Origin of the sequence: Microbacterium sp. PAMC21962, from assembly GCF_019443465.1 — a bacterium.
Lineage (GTDB): Bacteria > Actinomycetota > Actinomycetes > Actinomycetales > Microbacteriaceae > Microbacterium > Microbacterium hominis.
In genome coordinates this window covers 1,332,006-1,348,288 of the sequence record NZ_CP080381.1, presented here as the reverse complement: position 1 = coordinate 1,348,288, position 16,283 = coordinate 1,332,006, and the positions used below count along the sequence as shown (strand labels likewise).

Annotated in this window: 17 protein-coding genes; 10 read left to right on the top strand and 7 right to left on the bottom strand. The window is 71.2% G+C overall.

The window, feature by feature from the left end; translation table 11 throughout:
• The first annotated feature begins 7 nt into the window (after positions 1 to 7).
• The 5 genes from KY498_RS06485 (at position 8) to groL (ending at position 4,017) form a co-directional block, all read left to right on the top strand.
• Complete coding sequence (locus KY498_RS06485) at positions 8 to 1,018, top strand: DUF2332 domain-containing protein (protein WP_219879560.1); 1,011 nt, start codon at positions 8 to 10, stop codon at positions 1,016 to 1,018.
• A gap of 8 nt (positions 1,019 to 1,026) precedes the next feature.
• Positions 1,027 to 1,296, top strand: a complete 270-nt coding sequence (locus tag KY498_RS06480) for a DUF3263 domain-containing protein (RefSeq protein WP_060959857.1) — start codon at positions 1,027 to 1,029, stop codon at positions 1,294 to 1,296.
• A 9-nt stretch (positions 1,297 to 1,305) separates the two neighbouring features.
• On the top strand, positions 1,306 to 1,878 hold the full coding sequence (locus tag KY498_RS06475) for a LytR C-terminal domain-containing protein (protein ID WP_191008214.1): 573 nt from the start codon (positions 1,306 to 1,308) through the stop codon (positions 1,876 to 1,878).
• Between the two features lie 147 nt (positions 1,879 to 2,025).
• Positions 2,026 to 2,229, top strand: coding sequence for a cold-shock protein (locus KY498_RS06470; protein ID WP_005051075.1), 204 nt, complete (start codon positions 2,026 to 2,028; stop codon positions 2,227 to 2,229).
• Positions 2,230 to 2,397: 168 nt separating this feature from the next.
• Positions 2,398 to 4,017 carry a chaperonin GroEL gene (gene groL / locus KY498_RS06465; protein WP_005051072.1) on the top strand — a complete coding sequence of 540 codons (1,620 nt, stop codon included), beginning with the start codon at positions 2,398 to 2,400 and terminating at the stop codon, positions 4,015 to 4,017.
• Positions 4,018 to 4,077: 60 nt separating this feature from the next.
• On the opposite strand, the gene KY498_RS06460 is transcribed toward groL, so the two are convergent.
• The 3 genes from KY498_RS06460 to KY498_RS06450 all read right to left on the bottom strand — a co-directional run bounded on the left by KY498_RS06460 (position 4,078) and on the right by KY498_RS06450 (position 6,909).
• A complete protein-coding gene (locus KY498_RS06460; RefSeq protein WP_060959856.1) occupies positions 4,078 to 4,365 on the bottom strand; it encodes a WXG100 family type VII secretion target in 288 nt (95 codons plus the stop codon).
• A 116-nt stretch (positions 4,366 to 4,481) separates the two neighbouring features.
• Positions 4,482 to 6,206, bottom strand: coding sequence for a cell wall metabolism sensor histidine kinase WalK (locus KY498_RS06455; protein WP_191008215.1), 1,725 nt, complete (start codon positions 6,204 to 6,206; stop codon positions 4,482 to 4,484).
• 10 nt (positions 6,207 to 6,216) lie between these two features.
• Positions 6,217 to 6,909, bottom strand: a complete 693-nt coding sequence (locus KY498_RS06450; RefSeq protein ID WP_060959854.1) for a response regulator transcription factor — start codon at positions 6,907 to 6,909, stop codon at positions 6,217 to 6,219.
• Between the two features lie 57 nt (positions 6,910 to 6,966).
• On the opposite strand from KY498_RS06450, the gene KY498_RS06445 reads away from it, so the two are divergent.
• Complete coding sequence (locus KY498_RS06445) at positions 6,967 to 7,995, top strand: CPBP family intramembrane glutamic endopeptidase (protein ID WP_223848873.1); 1,029 nt, start codon at positions 6,967 to 6,969, stop codon at positions 7,993 to 7,995.
• 211 nt (positions 7,996 to 8,206) lie between these two features.
• On the opposite strand, the gene KY498_RS06440 is transcribed toward KY498_RS06445, so the two are convergent.
• The 3 genes from KY498_RS06440 to KY498_RS06430 form a co-directional block, all read right to left on the bottom strand.
• Positions 8,207 to 9,850 carry a DNA repair helicase XPB gene (locus KY498_RS06440; protein WP_191008216.1) on the bottom strand — a complete coding sequence of 548 codons (1,644 nt, stop codon included), beginning with the start codon at positions 9,848 to 9,850 and terminating at the stop codon, positions 8,207 to 8,209.
• Between the two features lie 70 nt (positions 9,851 to 9,920).
• The gene (locus KY498_RS06435) at positions 9,921 to 11,672 is read right to left on the bottom strand and encodes a helicase-associated domain-containing protein (protein WP_191008217.1); all 1,752 of its coding nucleotides are present in this window, start codon (positions 11,670 to 11,672) and stop codon (positions 9,921 to 9,923) included.
• 1 nt (position 11,673) lies between these two features.
• Complete coding sequence (locus KY498_RS06430; protein WP_060959179.1) at positions 11,674 to 11,964, bottom strand: hypothetical protein; 291 nt, start codon at positions 11,962 to 11,964, stop codon at positions 11,674 to 11,676.
• 121 nt (positions 11,965 to 12,085) lie between these two features.
• Here KY498_RS06430 and KY498_RS06425 point away from each other — a divergent pair, with 121 nt between their 5' ends.
• Positions 12,086 to 12,469 carry a cold-shock protein gene (locus tag KY498_RS06425; protein ID WP_060959180.1) on the top strand — a complete coding sequence of 128 codons (384 nt, stop codon included), beginning with the start codon at positions 12,086 to 12,088 and terminating at the stop codon, positions 12,467 to 12,469.
• Positions 12,453 to 13,058 (top strand): DUF3027 domain-containing protein, encoded by a 606-nt coding sequence (locus KY498_RS06420; RefSeq protein ID WP_191008218.1) that lies wholly within the window; start codon positions 12,453 to 12,455, stop codon positions 13,056 to 13,058. Before KY498_RS06425 ends, KY498_RS06420 begins: the two co-directional genes overlap by 17 nt.
• 65 nt (positions 13,059 to 13,123) lie before the next feature.
• Here KY498_RS06420 and serC read toward each other — a convergent pair whose 3' ends face one another.
• A complete protein-coding gene (gene serC / locus KY498_RS06415; protein WP_191008219.1) occupies positions 13,124 to 14,242 on the bottom strand; it encodes a phosphoserine transaminase in 1,119 nt (372 codons plus the stop codon).
• 101 nt (positions 14,243 to 14,343) lie between these two features.
• Between serC and KY498_RS06410 the strand changes: the two genes are divergently transcribed.
• Both KY498_RS06410 and KY498_RS06405 read left to right on the top strand, forming a co-directional pair.
• Complete coding sequence (locus tag KY498_RS06410; protein WP_060959166.1) at positions 14,344 to 15,051, top strand: metal-dependent transcriptional regulator; 708 nt, start codon at positions 14,344 to 14,346, stop codon at positions 15,049 to 15,051.
• A 409-nt stretch (positions 15,052 to 15,460) separates the two neighbouring features.
• Entirely contained in the window at positions 15,461 to 16,174 is a 714-nt protein-coding gene (locus KY498_RS06405; RefSeq protein WP_223848874.1) for a M23 family metallopeptidase, read from the top strand.
• The last annotated feature ends 109 nt before the right edge of the window (positions 16,175 to 16,283 follow it).

Genomic DNA, 16,283 nt, shown 5'->3' with positions numbered 1-16,283 from the left:
GGCGAGAATGGAGCCCGTGGATGCAGAGATCGCCGCGGTCGCGGAGCGCTACGCGCGCTTCGCGCGGAAGGAGGCGCCCGGGCGCTCGGCCGTGTACGCCGACTGGGCGGCCGGCGTCGCCGCAGACCGGACGGTGCAGTCCGTCCTGGCGCGGATCGCCCCGATGCACCGTCAGCCGCCGCTCGTCTTCGCCGTCGCGCGCCTGCTGGGCTCCGGCGAGCCGCCCTACGCGGTGTGGCGGGAGTGGCTCCTGCGCCACGCCGACGAGGTCGTCGGGGAGTGCGCCCGCCGGTCGCTGCAGACGAACGAGCCGCTGCGGTGCGCCGCTCTGCTGCCCGCGCTCAGCCTGATCGACGGGCCGATCGCCCTGCTCGAGATCGGTGCGAGCGCCGGACTCTGCCTCTACCCCGACCGCTATTCCTACCGTTACGCGACGCCGGACGGCGAGATCGCCCTCGACCCCGACGGCGGCACGTCGGAGGTGGTCCTGCGCAGCGTGCTGCGCGGCCCGCTCGTACCGCCGCTGCGCTCTCCGACGATCGTCTGGCGCGCCGGGATCGACCTGGCACCGCTCGCGCCGACCGATCCCGCGACGGCCGCCTGGCTGACCGGTCTCGTCTGGCCGGGCGAGGAGGGCCGCGTCGAACGCGTCGCCGACGCGCTGCGCATCGCGGCGGCCGACCCGCCGCTGCTCCTCGCCGGCGACGGCTCCGCTCAGCTCGCCCGCGCCGTCGCCGCGGCGCCGCGGGAGGCGACACTCGTCATCCAGACCCCGGGGGTGCTGGCCCACATCCCGTGGGATGCCCGCCACGTCCTCATCGACGACGTGCGCGCTGCGGGACGGTGGATCACCCTCGACGCCCCGACGCTGCATCGCGGCTGGCAGGCGGGAGGGCACGCGGAAGAGCCGTCGTCGGACGGGTTCGCCCTCGCCCTCGACGGGCGCATCGTGGCGATGGCCGATCCGCTCGGCTCCTGGCTGGAGTGGCGCGAGGGGGAAACGTCCGCGACGCGTTAGCGTGAAGTGTGCCCCTCGCCGACCGTGACCGCCTGCTCCTCGACTTCGAGTCGCGCTGGAGCGGTCACGATGCGGCCAAGGAGGAGGCGATCCGCGCGGAGCTCGGGCTCGCGCCGGCGCGCTACTACCAGCTCCTCGGCCGGGTCGTCGACCAGCCGGATGCGGCCGCCTACGATGCGATGCTCGTGCACCGGCTGCGCCGGTTGCGCGAGGCACGCGAACGCGAGCGCGCAGGCCGCGCCGCCGTTCCCGCGGTTCCCACGGGAACGGGCCGATAGCATTCTGTGGTGCCGAGAACCCCCGCTCACCAGGACCGCTTCGATGATCTGCCCCTCGACGGGGGCCGCATCGGTGCTCATCGCGCCGAAAACCCGCGGATGCGCGGGGGTGTGGTGGTGCTGTGGTCGGTGATCGCGATCGTCGTCCTCGTCGCCGTCGGCATCTTCGGCACGCTGGTCGCGACGGGCCGCGTGACCCTGTTCCCGACGCCGAGCGCGACCCCGACGCCGATCGCAACGGCTGAGCCCGTCGTCGACACGTCGTTCAAGGTGACCGTGCTCAACGCCACCACGCAGTCGGGGCTCGCCGGCGCGCTCGCCCAGACCATCGTGGCCGCCGGCTGGGCCGCCGACGACGTCACGGCCGGCGATGCCGGCTCGACGGGGTTCCAGACCACCACCGTGTTCTATTCGGATCCCGCCGAGGAGGGCGCCGCCCGCGGCCTCGCGCAGGTCATCGGCGGTGCCACGGTCTCCCTCAGCGACGCCTATGCGGGGCTGGCCGGCGGCGACGGCAGCACGCTGCTGGTCGTCGTGATCGGCGCCGATCGCACGGATGCCGGCGCCACGCCGGCCGGCTGACACCGCGCGGACGCGACCTCCGCGGGGGAGTGTTTCACGCGTGTGAACACTTCGATGCGCGCGTGTCAACAGTTGCCGGATCGGCGTTTTCGCGCCGCGAGCGCTGGTTAGCATTGCGACGTCCCACCGCAGCATCAGGAGATTCGCATGGCCCAGGGTACCGTCAAGTGGTTCAACGCCGAGAAGGGTTTCGGCTTCATCACCGTCACCGATGGCCAGGACGTCTTCGTCCACTACTCCAACATCGACATGTCCGGATTCCGGGTGCTCGAGGAGGGGCAGACGGTCGAGTTCACCGTCGGTGCCGGTCAGAAGGGCCCGCAGGCCGAGTCGGTCCGCGTCGTCGCCTGACCCCGCGTCGACCCTCCTCCCGCGCGCCCTCGGCGGCGGTTCGGCGCGTGTCGCCGCGCCGGGCGTCGGCGGCTTGCACTCGTCATGCCAGAGTGCCAGAATGAGTTAGCACTCCATCCTCGCGAGTGCTAAAGACTCATCCTCACGTCCGGGAGGGACGACACACTTATGGCAAAGATCATCGCTTTCGACGAGGAGGCCCGCCGCGGCCTCGAGCGTGGCCTGAACATCCTGGCCGACGCCGTCAAGGTGACCCTGGGCCCCCGCGGTCGCAACGTCGTGCTCGAGAAGAAGTGGGGCGCCCCCACGATCACGAACGACGGCGTCTCGATCGCCAAGGAGATCGAGCTCGACGACCCGTACGAGAAGATCGGCGCGGAGCTCGTCAAGGAGGTCGCCAAGAAGACGGACGACGTCGCCGGTGACGGCACGACCACCGCGACCGTCCTCGCCCAGGCGCTCGTTCGCGAGGGCCTGCGCAACGTCGCCGCCGGGGCCGACCCCATCTCGCTCAAGAAGGGCATCGAGAAGGCCGTCAAGGCTCTCTCCGACGAGCTGCTCGCATCGGCGAAGGAGGTCGAGACCAAGGAGGAGATCGCCGCCACGGCATCCATCTCCGCCGCCGACCCCGAGATCGGCGCGCTGATCGCCGAGGCGATCGACAAGGTCGGCAAGGAGGGTGTCGTCACCGTCGAGGAGTCGAACACCTTCGGCACCGAGCTCGAGCTCACCGAGGGCATGCGCTTCGACAAGGGCTACATCAACCCCTACTTCGTCACCGACCCGGAGCGTCAGGAAGCGGTGTTCGAGGACCCGTACATCCTCATCGCGAACCAGAAGATCTCCAACATCAAGGACCTGCTGCCGATCGTCGACAAGGTGATCCAGGAGGGCAAGGAGCTCGTCATTATCGCGGAGGACGTCGAGGGTGAGGCTCTCGCGACCCTCGTGCTCAACAAGATCCGCGGCATCTTCAAGTCGGTCGCCGTCAAGGCCCCCGGCTTCGGCGACCGTCGCAAGGCCCAGCTGCAGGACATCGCGATCCTCACCGGCGGCCAGGTCATCACGGAGGAGGTCGGTCTCAAGCTCGAGAACGCCACCACCGACCTGCTCGGCAAGGCGCGCAAGGTCATCGTCACCAAGGACGAGACCACGATCGTCGAGGGTGCCGGCGAGTCCGCGCAGATCGAGGGTCGCGTGACCCAGATCAAGCGCGAGATCGAGAACACCGACAGCGACTACGACCGCGAGAAGCTGCAGGAGCGCCTCGCCAAGCTCGCCGGCGGCGTCGCCGTCATCAAGGCGGGTGCGGCCACCGAGGTGGAGCTCAAGGAGCGCAAGCACCGCATCGAGGACGCCGTCCGCAACGCGAAGGCGGCCGTCGAGGAGGGCATCGTCCCCGGTGGTGGCGTCGCGCTCATCCAGGCCGGCAAGCGTGCGTTCGAGAAGCTCGAGCTCACGGGCGACGAGGCCACCGGTGCGAACATCGTCAAGGTCGCCATCGAGGCCCCGCTGAAGCAGATCGCGCTGAACGCCGGTCTCGAGCCCGGTGTCGTCGCGAACAAGGTGTCGGAGCTGCCCGTCGGCCAGGGCCTGAACGCGGCCACCGGCGAGTACGTCGACATGTTCGCCGCCGGCATCATCGACCCGGCCAAGGTCACGCGCTCGGCGCTGCAGAACGCCGCGTCGATCGCGGGTCTGTTCCTCACCACCGAGGTCGTCGTCGCCGACAAGCCCGAGAAGGCTGCCGCGCCCGCCGGTGACCCCACGGGTGGCATGGACTTCTGAGTCCGACCCTCATCGGAAAGGCCCCTCCTCGGAGGGGCCTTTCTGTGTTCCCGGATGCCGTCAGCGGAACAGGCCCGCCGCCGCGACCTCGGTCTGCGCGTACTGCGCGCCCGCGTGACCGAGGGCGGTCCCGATGTCGGTGAGGGCGCTCTCCAGCTCGGTCTGCGCGCTGCGCCAGCGATCGACGAGACTCTGGAACGCGACGGCGGCGCCACCGGTCCAGGTGCCCTGGAGCTGGGTGAGCTGACCCAGCATCGCGGCGGTCTCGGCCTGGAGCCGGTCGGCGGTGCCGCGGATCGCACCGGTGGCGGCGAGGACGGCGTCCGCATCGACGCTGAAGGCGGTCATGGGATCTCCTTTCGACGGGGCCCCCACGCTACGCGGCGCGCGTGGCGGCGCGTGGGGCGGGCGCCGCTCCCGTGGACGGCGTCGGGCGCCAGCCGTGCGGGGAGGAGGCGGCGCCCTCAGGAGTCCGCGTGGAGGCGCGGCAGCGGCTGGGTCTCGATGAACAGGTGCTCGGCGGCATCCCGCGCCTGGGCCAGCGGGAAGGCCACCCGGAAGGTCGCGCCGCCGCCGGGCGTCTCGCTGACCACGATGGATCCGTGCAGCGCCTCGACGACGGAGGCGACGATCGAGAGCCCGAGGCCCGAGCCTCCCGTCTCGCGCGTGCGGGACGTGTCGGCGCGCCAGAACCGCTGGAAGATCTTGTCGCGGAGCTGGGGCGGGATGCCGTCGCCGTGGTCGATGACCGAGATCCAGCCCATGCCCGCCGGCTCGTCGACGCCCACGGCCAGCTCCACCGGCGAGCCCTCCGGCGTGTAGCGGCGGGCATTGCCCAGGAGGTTCGCCACCACCTGGCGGATGCGGTTCTCGTCGCCGAGCACGATGGGCTCCCTCGCCGCCAGGACGGGGGGCCGTTCCGCCGGCGCGGGCGTGCCGGTCTCTTCGCCCGGGCGCGGGCGCCGACGCAGCAGCGCGCCGATCGCCGCCGTCGGCGGACGGCGCCGCGTCGGCGAGCTGCTCGTCGGGGGAGCGGACGCGGGGCGCAGCAGTCGCGGCGCGGGAGCGTCGTCCAGGAACGACACGGTCCGCTCCGGCGCGGTCGCCCGGGCATCGAGCACCGCGTCGCGCGCGATCGGGCGCAGGTCGACGGGGGCGACGACGATGTCGCGGCGCTCGTCGAGGCGGGCGAGGGCGAGGAGGTCCTCGACGAGGCCGCCCATCCGGATCGCCTCCTTCTCGATGCGCTCCATGGACTGCGCCGTCTGCTCGTCGCCCGAGATCGCCCCCATCCGGTACAGCTCCGCATAGCCGCGCACGGTCACGAGCGGGGTGCGCAGTTCGTGGCTGGCATCGCCGATGAAGCGTCGCATCTGCAGCACGGTCGCATCGCGCTGCCCGAGGGCGTGGTCGACCCGGTCGAGCATCGCATTGATGGCCGTCTTGAGCTTGCCCACCTCGGTGCCCGGGGCGATGTCGCCCATGCGCTGACCGAAGTCACCGCGTGCGATCGACATGGCCGTCTGCTCGACCTGTCCGAGACTGCCGAACGCGAGCGTCACGAGCCACCGGGTGAGCAGGGCGCTCGCGAGGATCGTCAGGATGGCGAGGATGCTGTAGATGCCGACGAAGCTGGCCACGGTCTGGGTGACGGGAGTCAGCGGCAGCGCGAGCAGCTGCACGTTGTTCTCCCGCGCCCCCGGGATCTGAAGCACGTCCACGGCGGCGTGGTACACCGTCTCGCCGTCGGCGGAGAACAGCTCGAACGGCGCCGTGCCCTGCATGAGCGTCCGATCGAGACCGAAGGTCGCCGGGAACACCGGGCCGTCGCTCTGGGCCGGCCCGCCGGTGGCCAGCAGGGTGCCGTCCGGGCCGTAGACGGCGATGGAGAACGAGGTGAGCGGGGGGTAGTCGGCCGGCTCGAACTGCGCGACGCCCTCGACCACCTCGACGTTGAGCAGGCTGCTGGCCTGATCGAGCGTGACGGTCTGGCTGATCGACTGGTCGCGTTCGGCGATCTGGGCGTTGCGGAGGAAGACGGCCGTTCCGAAGCCGGCCGCGAGCAGGCCCACGGTGAGCACAGCGACCGTGACGCCCGTCACCTTGGCGCGCAGGCTGATGCCGCGCCACCACGACGTCAGGCGATCGTTCTTCTTCGCGTGCGCCGCGTACACCCCGTCCACCGTCATGGGCGGGCGGTCAGGAGGACTTGCCGGCCTTCAGCATGTAGCCGAAGCCGCGCTTGGTCTGGATGAGCGGCTCCGACGAGTACGGGTCGATCTTGCGACGCAGGTAGGAGATGTAGCTCTCGACGATGCCGGCATCGCCGTTGAAGTCGTACTCCCACACGTGATCGAGGATCTGCGCCTTGCTGAGCACCCGGTTCGGGTTGAGCATCAGATAGCGCAGCAGCTTGAACTCGGTCGGCGACAGATCGATGGAGACGTCGCCGACGGTCACGTCGTGCGTGTCCTGGTCCATCGTGAGCTCACCGGCACGGATGGTGGACTCCTCGTCGGCCTGCATCGTACGGCGCAGGATGGCCTGCAGACGCGCGACGATCTCGTCCAGCGAGAACGGCTTGGTGACGTAGTCGTCGCCGCCGGCGTTGAGCCCTTCGATCTTGTCCTCGGTCTCGTCCTTCGCCGTCAGGAACAGGATCGGGGCGGTGTATCCCGCGCCCCGCAGACGCTTGGTGACGCTGAACCCGTTCATGTCGGGAAGCATGACGTCGAGGATGATGAGGTCGGGTTCCTCCTCGAGGACGGCCGAGATGGTCTGGGCGCCGTTGGCGACGGCGCGCACCTGATAGCCGGCGAACCTCAGGCTCGTGACCAGCAGGTCCCGGATGTTCGGTTCGTCGTCCACGACGAGGATGCGCGGTGCGGTCATAGGCCCATCCTGGCATCGCAACCCTTCCCTTTGCTGGATATCGGCGAAGATGGATGAATGACGACGCCCGCGCCGCAGGTCCCCGTCCCTCCGTCATCACCGCTGTTCGCACCGCCGATGCCGCCCGTCACGCCGCCGATCGCGCGTCCGGCCCGTGCCCTCCCGGGCGACGCCCTCGTCGGCGGCCTCGCCTTCCACCGGCTGATCTTCGCGCGGCGGCGCTCGGGCTGGTGGACGCCGCTGGTCACCGGCATCCTGGGCCTGGCGATCTACGTCGCCTCCCTCGTGTTCGCCATGGTCGTCGTCGGCATCGCGCTGTTCCGCGACCCGGAGCGGTTGGACAGCCTCGCGCGCCTGGGCCAGTCGGGCGGCGTCGACATGGGCGACCCGCTGATGGTCGCGATCCTGCTCGGCACGATCGCCCTGATGCTGCCGGCCTACATCCTGGCGTCGCTGATCGTGAACGGGCGGCGCCTGGGGCTCGTCTCGTCGGCCGCGGGCCGGCTGCGCTGGCGATGGATGCTGCTGTGCGGCGCGCTCGCCGTCGGCGTCTCGGCCGTGCTGACCGCGGTGGGGTTCCTGCTCCCCGGCGGCATGGAGGAGCCGGTCGCGGGCGGCCCGGCCCCGACCTGGCCGATCACCGCGGCGGTCGTGCTGCTGCTCGTGCCGGTGCAGGCGGCCGCGGAGGAGTACATCTTCCGCGGATATCTCATGCAGGCCATCGGGCGATGGCTGCGGCATCCGGCGTTCGCCATCCTGCTGCCCGTGCCGCTGTTCGTCCTCGGCCACGGCTACGACGTACTCGGCCAGATCGGCGTGGGGCTGTTCGCGGTCGCCGCCGGCTGGCTCACGTGGCGCACCGGGGGCCTGGAAGCGGCGATCGCGCTGCACGTGGTGAACAACCTGACGGCGTTCCTGCTGTCGCTCGCGTCGGGATCGAGCCCGACGGAGAGCACGACCGGCATCGTCAGCTTCCTGTGGTCGTTCCTGCTGATCGGCGGCTACGTCGCGGTGGTCGAGTGGATGCTGGTGCGTCGCCCGCTGCCGCGGACGCTGCTGCTGCCGCCGCCCGCTCCCGCGTGGTGAGCATCCCGCTCGTCGGGGCGTTTCGACTCGCTCCGCTCGCTCAACGACCGGGGGTGCGGGGCGCTTCCGGTCGTTGAGCGAGGAGCGCAGCGACGAGTCGAAACGCGGTGCGCTTTCCGGGCGTTGAGCGCGGAGCGCAGCGACGAGTCGAATCGCGGTGCGGTTCCGGTCGTTGAGCGAGGAGCGCAGCGACGAGTCGAAACGCGGTGCGCTACGCGGCGGCGATGCCCTCGGCATCCAGGATCGTGTAGCTGTACCCCTGCTCGGCGAGGAAGCGCTGCCGGTTCTGGGCGAAGTCCTGGTCGACGGTGTCGCGGGCGATGAGCGTGTAGAAGCTGGCGGTGTGCCCGTTCGACTTGGGACGCAGCAGGCGGCCCAGACGCTGCGCCTCCTCCTGGCGTGAGCCGAAGGATCCCGACACCTGGATCGCGACCGACGCGTCGGGCAGATCGATCGAGAAGTTCGCGACCTTCGAGACGACCAGCACGGGCACGCGGCCCTCCCGGAATGCGGCGAACAGCTCCTCGCGCTCGTCGACGGGCGTCGCGCCGGTGATCTTGGGGGCGTCCAACGCCTCGGCGAGCACGTCGATCTGGTCGAGGTACTGCCCGATCACCAGGATCTGCTCTCCGCTGTGGCGGGCCACGAGGTCCTTCACGACGCCGATCTTGGCGTGCGCGGTGGCGGCCAGGCGGTAGCGCTCGTCATCGGCGGATGCGGCGTACTCGAGGCGGTCGGAGGGCGGCAGGTCCACGCGGACCTCGTAGCAGACGGCGGGGGAGATGAAGCCCTGGGCCTCGATCTCCTTCCACGGCGCGTCGAAGCGCTTGGGGCCGATGAGGCTGAACACGTCGCCCTCGCGGCCGTCCTCGCGCACGAGCGTCGCCGTCAGGCCCAGGCGGCGGCGCGCCTGCAGATCGGCGGTGAGCTTGAACACGGGCGCGGGCAGCAGGTGCACCTCGTCGTAGACGATGAGTCCCCAGTCGAGCGCGTCGAGCAGCGCGAGGTGGGCGTACTCGCCCTTCCGCTTCGCCGTCAAGATCTGGTAGGTCGCGATCGTGACCGGCTTGATCTCCTTGGTCTGGCCGGAGTACTCGCCGATCTCCTCGGGCGTGAGCGACGTGCGCTTGAGCAGTTCGTCGCGCCACTGGCGGGCGCTGACGGTGTTGGTCACGAGGATCAGGGTGGTGGTCTTCGTCTCGGCCATCGCGGCCGCGCCGACGAGGGTCTTGCCCGCACCGCAGGGGAGCACGACGACGCCGGAGCCGCCCTCGCTGAAGATGTCGACCGCCTGGCGCTGATAGGGGCGGAGGGTCCAGCCGTCCTCGTGCAGGTCGATCTCGTGCGGTGTCCCGGGCGTGTAGCCTGCGTGGTCCTCGGCCGGCCAGCCGATCTTCAGCAGCTCCTGCTTGATGTGCCCCCGCGCCCACGCGTCGATGAGGTACGTGTCGGGGGAGGGGCGACCGACCAGCAGCGGCTGGATGCGCTTGTTCTTGCCGACCTCGGCGAGCACCGCGGGGTCGGTGCCGCGCAGCACGAGCGCGCCCTCGGCATCCCGCTCGATGACGAGCCGTCCGTAGCGGTTCACGGTCTCGCGGATGTCGATCGACACCGAGGCGGGCACGGGGAAGCGCGACCAGCGATCGAGCGTCGCCAGCATGTCGTCGGCCGTGTGGCCGGCCGCGCGCGCGTTCCACAGCCCCAAGCGCGTGACGCGATAGGTGTGGATGTGCTCGGGTGCGCGCTCGAGCTCGGCGAAGATCGCGAGCTCGTGTCGCGCCGTCTCCGCCTGCGGGTGCGCGACTTCGAGCAGCACGGTACGGTCGCTTTGCACGATGAGGGGGCCGTCAGCCATAGCGTCCCAGTCTACCGGCGTCGGCGCGGGTGCCGGTCGGTCGTCCCGGCGGCGGATGCCGCGGGGTCGCTCAGGCCGTTCCGGCGGGGCGGATGCCGCTGATGCTCGAGACGGGGAGGGTGCGTTCCACGTCGACCGTGCGATCCAGTCCGCGCAGGCGCCCGCCGCCGAGACCGGTGGCCTCGATGATGAACTCGCGGTCGCTGCCGTCGGGCATGCGCACCGCGACCACGATGGTCGCGCGGGCGCGGACGGCCTGGTCGAGCTCACGGCCGAGCCAGGCGGCGTCGGCGTCCTCCGACGGTGCGGCGCGCAGGCGGGAGAGCAGGACGGCGTAGATCTCCTCCCGCGGGGCGGCAGCGGGAGGCGTCGATGCGAGGCGATGGCGGTCGAGGCGGCGTCGCCGTCCACCGGCATCCACGGCCACCACCGGGTAGCGGGCGTCGGCGATCATCCAGAAGGCCGTGTCGGCTCCGCTGCGGGTCACGAGGTCGGCGCCCTCCGGCACGAGGCCGAGGGGGCGCAGGGCCTGGTCGACGGCCAGCGTGCGCAGCAGGGCGTCGTCGTCGCTCGTGACACGCGTGCGGCCCTCGCTGTCGGGGCCGACGCGGATCGTGCCGTGGGTGCGGGCCGTCCGCTCGATCTCGTAGGCCAGCGGCTGGGGGAGCCCGGTGAGGGACAGCTCCGTGAGGAACTCGCGCAGGGACTCGGCGCTCTCGCCGGAGGTGAGCGCGTCGGCGATCGTCTCCGGCGTGAACCGGTAGGTGGATGCCTGGGCGTGCGATTCGCGGCGGGCGACGGAGCGCAGCCGCATGTCCAGGTGGGGAGCGAGCGGTCCGGGAGCGATGGCCGTCAGGTCGTTCTGCAGGTAGACCCGATCGACCTCGCCCGGGAGCAGCCCCGCCAGGGCGTCGAGGTCGAGCGCACCGGTCGTCGGGGTGTCGTCGCCCGCCGCGGCGAACACGTCGCGCGCCCAGCTCGTCGGGCGGCCGGCATCGTCGAGGAGCGCCCATCGCCCGAGCAGCGCGCGCAGCGCGGCGGCGCGCTCCGACCACGCCGAGTCGAACGGGTACGCCGCCGCCCAGGCGTAGGGCGGCAGCCAGCCGCCGCCGCGCCGGCGCACACCCCGCGGGAGCGCGTCCAGCAGCGCCGCCGCGACCTCCGCCCAGCGCGAGAGGGTGTCGCTGTGCAGCCACTGCGCTCCGCGCGGGGTCACCAGCCACGTCTTGTCCTGCCCGGACAGCAGCCCCGTGCGTTCGGCGATCACGACCAGCTCGTCGGCCGCGACGGCGTCGTCGACGATGCCGGCCTCGATCAGGCGGCGCCGGTCGGCGGCGCCGAGCGTGCCGGCGCCGATCCGCCCGAAGGGATGGGCGAGCGCGGCGTGGAGGATGTCGGCGAGCGAGCCGAGCGAGGCGAAGGCCCGCTCCGCAGCGCCGGCATCGTCCGACCCCTCGGCGGCGGGCGGGGCGACGGCGCCGGATGCCGTGGCGACGCCGCGCCGGCGGATCGTCTCCAAAGCGGTGCGCACCGCCGTGTACGGGGTCCCGTCCGCGTCGATCAGGGCGCGCTCGTGGAGCGTGTCGCGCACGGGGCCGGGCGGGGCCGGCCCGTCGCCGGAGAGCGCGTCCACCTCGTCGCCGGTCAGCGCGACGAGCGCGCGGTCGAGGGAGGTGGGGTCCAGGAGCGCCTCGGCCGCGTCGAAGGCGTCGTTCCATCCGACGGTGGGGGCGATGTGCCGGGCGGCGAGCAGGCTCGCCAGCGCGTCGTCGCCGCGCTGCACCAGGTGCTGTGCGAGTGCGCGCGCGTCGGAGGCGGTCACGTCAGCGGCCCTTGCCGACCCGGGCCTTCCGGATGAAGGTCATGATGAGCACCGCCATCAGCAGCGCGAAGGCGACGATGGGCGCGATGTAGACGAGGGTGCCGACGAGCGGCCACAGTCCCTGGCCGAAGTCATCGTGCTTCATGCCGGTCGCCGAGCCGATCATGATCGCGACGAAGCAGACGACCGACAGCAGCAGCAGACCCAGGGACATGAACGCGAGGACGCGGTCGATCCGCCGGACCGGGAGATCGTCGGCGGCGCCGGGAGTGCGAGAGGACGAAGAGGGCATCGGGATCACCCTACTGCGTCCCCGCCGCAGTCGTGGTGGTGCCGTAGGCTGGAGACAGGGGCAGAACGCCCCCATGTCACCGCGTCCGCATGTTCGGGCGCCGATGAGCGAGGTCAGTGCGATGCCCACCGGCAAGGTCAGGTTCTACGACGACGAGAAGGGGTTCGGCTTCATCACCACCGATGACGGCCAGGACGTCTTCCTGCACGCCACGGCCCTCCCCGCGGGCACCGAGGGACTCAAGGCCGGCACGCGCCTGGACTTCGGTGTGGCCGACGGCAAGCGCGGGCTGCAGGCCCTCGCGGTCCGGGTGCTCGACGCGCCCGTGAGCCTCGCCAAGCGCAACCGGATGAAGCCGGACGACATGGCCGTCGTGGTCGAAGACCTCGTCAAGCTGCTCGACAAGGTCGGCGGCGATCTCCGCCACGGCCACTACCCCAATGCGGGTCAGGGCAAGAAGGTCGCGGCGATCCTGCGCAAGGTGGCCGATGAACTCGACGCCTGAGTCCGTCGACTCCGGCGCGGCCGAGCCGGAGGGCTCGGCTCCCGTCGTCGCCGACGAGCGTCTGCTCGCGGCTCACGACCTGGCGCTCGCCGCACTGTCGGAGATCACCCCCGCCGCCACGGTGGGCGCCCCCGCGGGCTACACCGTCGAGGAGGGCGGCGTCGTGTCGTTGCGGTTCGGCAACACGATGGAGGGCTACCCGGGCTGGTACTGGACGGTGAGCCTCGCCGTGGTCGAGGACGCCGAGCCCACCGTGCTGGAAGCTGAGCTCCTGCCGGGCGCGGGCGCGCTGCTGGCTCCCGAATGGGTGCCGTGGGCGGTGCGACTGGCCGAGTACCAGGCCGCACAGGCGGCGCTGGCCGCCGAGCGCGGTGCCGACGCCGAGGACGACGCGGAGAACGAGGACGGCGTGTCCGACGACGACCTCGACGAGCTCGACGAGCTGGACGACGAGCTCGACGACGTCGACGATCTGGATGCCGCGGACTTCGACGACGACGGGTCGCCGATCCTCCACGCGGGAGACGTCGACGGCGTCGACATCGACGTGCTCGATGACAGCGACGACGAGGACGACGACGAGGGCTGAGGCCGCTCGGGCCCGCCCTCGCCGCGGACGCTCACCCCACGGGTGACGCGCCGCCCCGGCGGGACTCAGCCGTGCGTGTGCGCGATCGTGTAGTCGATCGCCTTGATCAGCTGACGCACGTCGTCGGGCTCGATCGAGACGAAGGTGGCGATCCGCAGCTGGTTGCGGCCGAGCTTGCGGTACGGCTCGGTGTCGACGATGCCGTTGGCGCGCAGGCTCGCGGCGATGGCCGCGGCATCCACGGTCTCGTCGAAGTCGATCGTGACGACGACCGGCGAGCGGTCGGCGGGGTAGGCGACGAACGGCGTCGCCACGGGCGAGGCCTCGGCCCACGCGTACAGCGCGTTCGACGACTCGGCGGTGCGCGCGGCGGCCCAGCCCAGTCCGCCGTTGCCGTTGATCCACTCGAGCTGCTTGTCGAGCAGGATCAGCGTCGCCACGGCGGGCGTGTTGAGCGTCTGGTTCAGTCGCGAGTTGTCCAGGGCGTTCTTCAGGCTCAGGAACTCGGGGATGTAGCGACCGGATGCCGCCACGCGCTCGATCCGCTCGATCGCCGCGGGGGAGACGGCGGCGAACCAGAGCCCGCCGTCGGAGCCGAGGTTCTTCTGCGGCGCGAAGTAGTAGACGTCGGTCTGCGAGACCGCGAAGTTGATGCCGCCCGCGGCGCTCGTGGCGTCGATAACGGTGAGGGCGCCGTCATCGCCCGCGACGCGAGCGATCGGCGCCGCGACGCCGGTGGAGGTCTCGTTGTGGGGCCACGCGTACACGTCCACGCCCTCGACGGCCTCGGCGACCGTGCGGGTGCCGGCATCCGCCTTGCGGACGTCGGGTGCCTCGAGCCACGGCGCCGCCGCGGCCGCGGCGAACTTCCCGCCGAACTCGCCGAAGACGATGTTCTGCGCGCGGCGTTCGATCAGGCCGAACGCGGCGGCGTCCCAGAAAGCGGTGGAGCCGCCGTTGCCGACGATGATCTCGTAGCCGTCGGGCAGGCGCAGCAGGTCGCTGAGTCCCATGCGCACCTGGCCGACCAGGCTCTTGATCGGAGCCTGGCGGTGCGAGGTGCCCATGAGCACCGAGCCGGGACCGGCCAGGGCAGCCAGCTGCTCCGGGCGGATCTTGGACGGTCCGCAACCGAAGCGACCGTCGGCGGGCAGGATCTCGCGGGGCAGCGTGACGTGGGCCATGCTCCCGATTCTAGGGTGAGCGCGGGGGCGGCCCCGCCGGGACGCCGTGAGAAACGGATAGGCTGGCAGGACACCCACGAACGCGCACCGAGGCCTGCCACATGACCGATCTGATCGACACCACCGAGATGTACCTGCGTACGATCCTCGAGCTCGAGGAGGAGGGCATCGTCCCCCTGCGTGCGCGCATCTCCGAGCGCCTCGGGCACTCCGGGCCCACGGTGTCGCAGACGGTGGGACGCATGGAGCGCGACGGCCTCGTGGTCGTCTCCGACGACCGCTCGCTCGAGCTGACCATCACCGGCCGGCAGAAGGCGGTGGACGTGATGCGCAAGCACCGCCTCGCCGAGCGCCTGCTGAGCGATGTGATCGGCCTGGACTGGGCCTACGTCCACGAAGAGGCCTGCCGCTGGGAGCACGTGATGAGCGAGCTGGTCGAGCGCCGGCTCATCGAGCTGCTCGGTCACCCCACCGAATCGCCCTACGGCAACCCGATCCCCGGGCTGGACCAGCTGGGCGACGTGCCGGCGCGCACCTTCCACGACGGAGTCGTCGGCCTGGTGCGGCTGCTCAACGAGACCGGTGGGCCCGTCAGCGGGACCGTGCGCCGACTCGCGGAGCCGGTGCAGGTCGACCCCGAGCTGCTCGACCAGCTGCGCGACGCGGGTGTGGTGCCGGGCGGGGTCGGAGAGTTCCGTTTCAGCGAGGGCTACGTGCTCGTCCAGATGGCCGGCAAGCCCGACGGACTCGAGCTGCCGGTCGAGGTCGCCTCGCACATCTTCCTCGTCGACGCGGTCCCGCAAGCCTGAGCATCGCCAGGGAAGGGCCTGCGTACGAAGAACTCTGCGTGACTTATTCGTTACCTTCCGCTAGCCTCGAAAAGTCCACGTGGCGAGAAGCCCGCCACGGACCTCCGCACGGATTGCCTCATCGGTTCGTCGTTCGCGCGGTGAAGCCCGTACATCTGTGCCCTGACACCGAGTGCCGACGAACCAGCATCCTGCCCCCGGGGAGGACTGCAGAGGCGCCGGAGGACAATTGGCTGATCAGTTCGACCCGTCGCAGGAGAAACCCGAGTCCGAAGCGACGACACCCACTCTCCGGAGCCGCGCGCGCCGTTTCACGCTCGCCCGCTCCGCATCCACCTCTCCCGCCGTCCGCGCAGACGCCGCCGCGACCCCCGCACCGGCACGACGTGCACGCCGCACGGGTCACCCCGTGCGCAGCTTCGTGACGGTCGCCGCCGTCGGCGGCCTCATCGCCACCGTCGCCATCGTGCCCGCGTTCGCCGCCACGAGCTCCGGCTCGGCGGAAGCCGTCACGCTGCAGCAGGTGGCCGCCGAGAACGCGCAGTCGCTCGTCATCGCCTCCGAGGCCACGCCCACGGCGCTCGCGCGCGACAGCTACTCGGCCACCACGCCGGAGGAGATCCAGACCAAGAAGGACGAGGATGCCGCGAAGGCCGCGGCCGCTGCGCGGATCGCGGCGGCATCCACGGCGTCCGCCGTCTACTCCGGATCGCTCGCCGAGACCATCGCGCCCGCCGGCTCCGTCGTGCGCCCGCTGCCGTTCTTCAACAACTTCGGCGAGCCCTACGCGGGGCACAAGGGCACCGACTACATGGTCGACCGCTACACGCCGATCTACGCGATCGCAGACGGCGTCGTGGTCGAATCGACCGAAGATGGCCCCGGCTGGGGCGTCTACGTGAAGATCGCCCACAACATCGGCGGCAACACCGTCACGTCGCTGTACGCGCACATGTCCTACGGCACCCGCCGTGTCGTCGTCGGCGACACCGTGCGGGCCGGCCAGATCATCGGCCAGGTCGGCGACACCGGTCGTGCCTACGGCACGCACCTGCACCTGGAGATCTACGTGAACGGGTCGTGGACCAACGCCGAGGACTTCCTCGTCGCGAACGTCCGCTGATCGCGCATGAACGGATGCCGCGTGTCGCGGCCCGGTGACCGGGCCCGACACGCGGCATCCGTTCATCTGCCATTCGCCCGCGTCGTCGCTGCGTGCATTAGCCTGATCC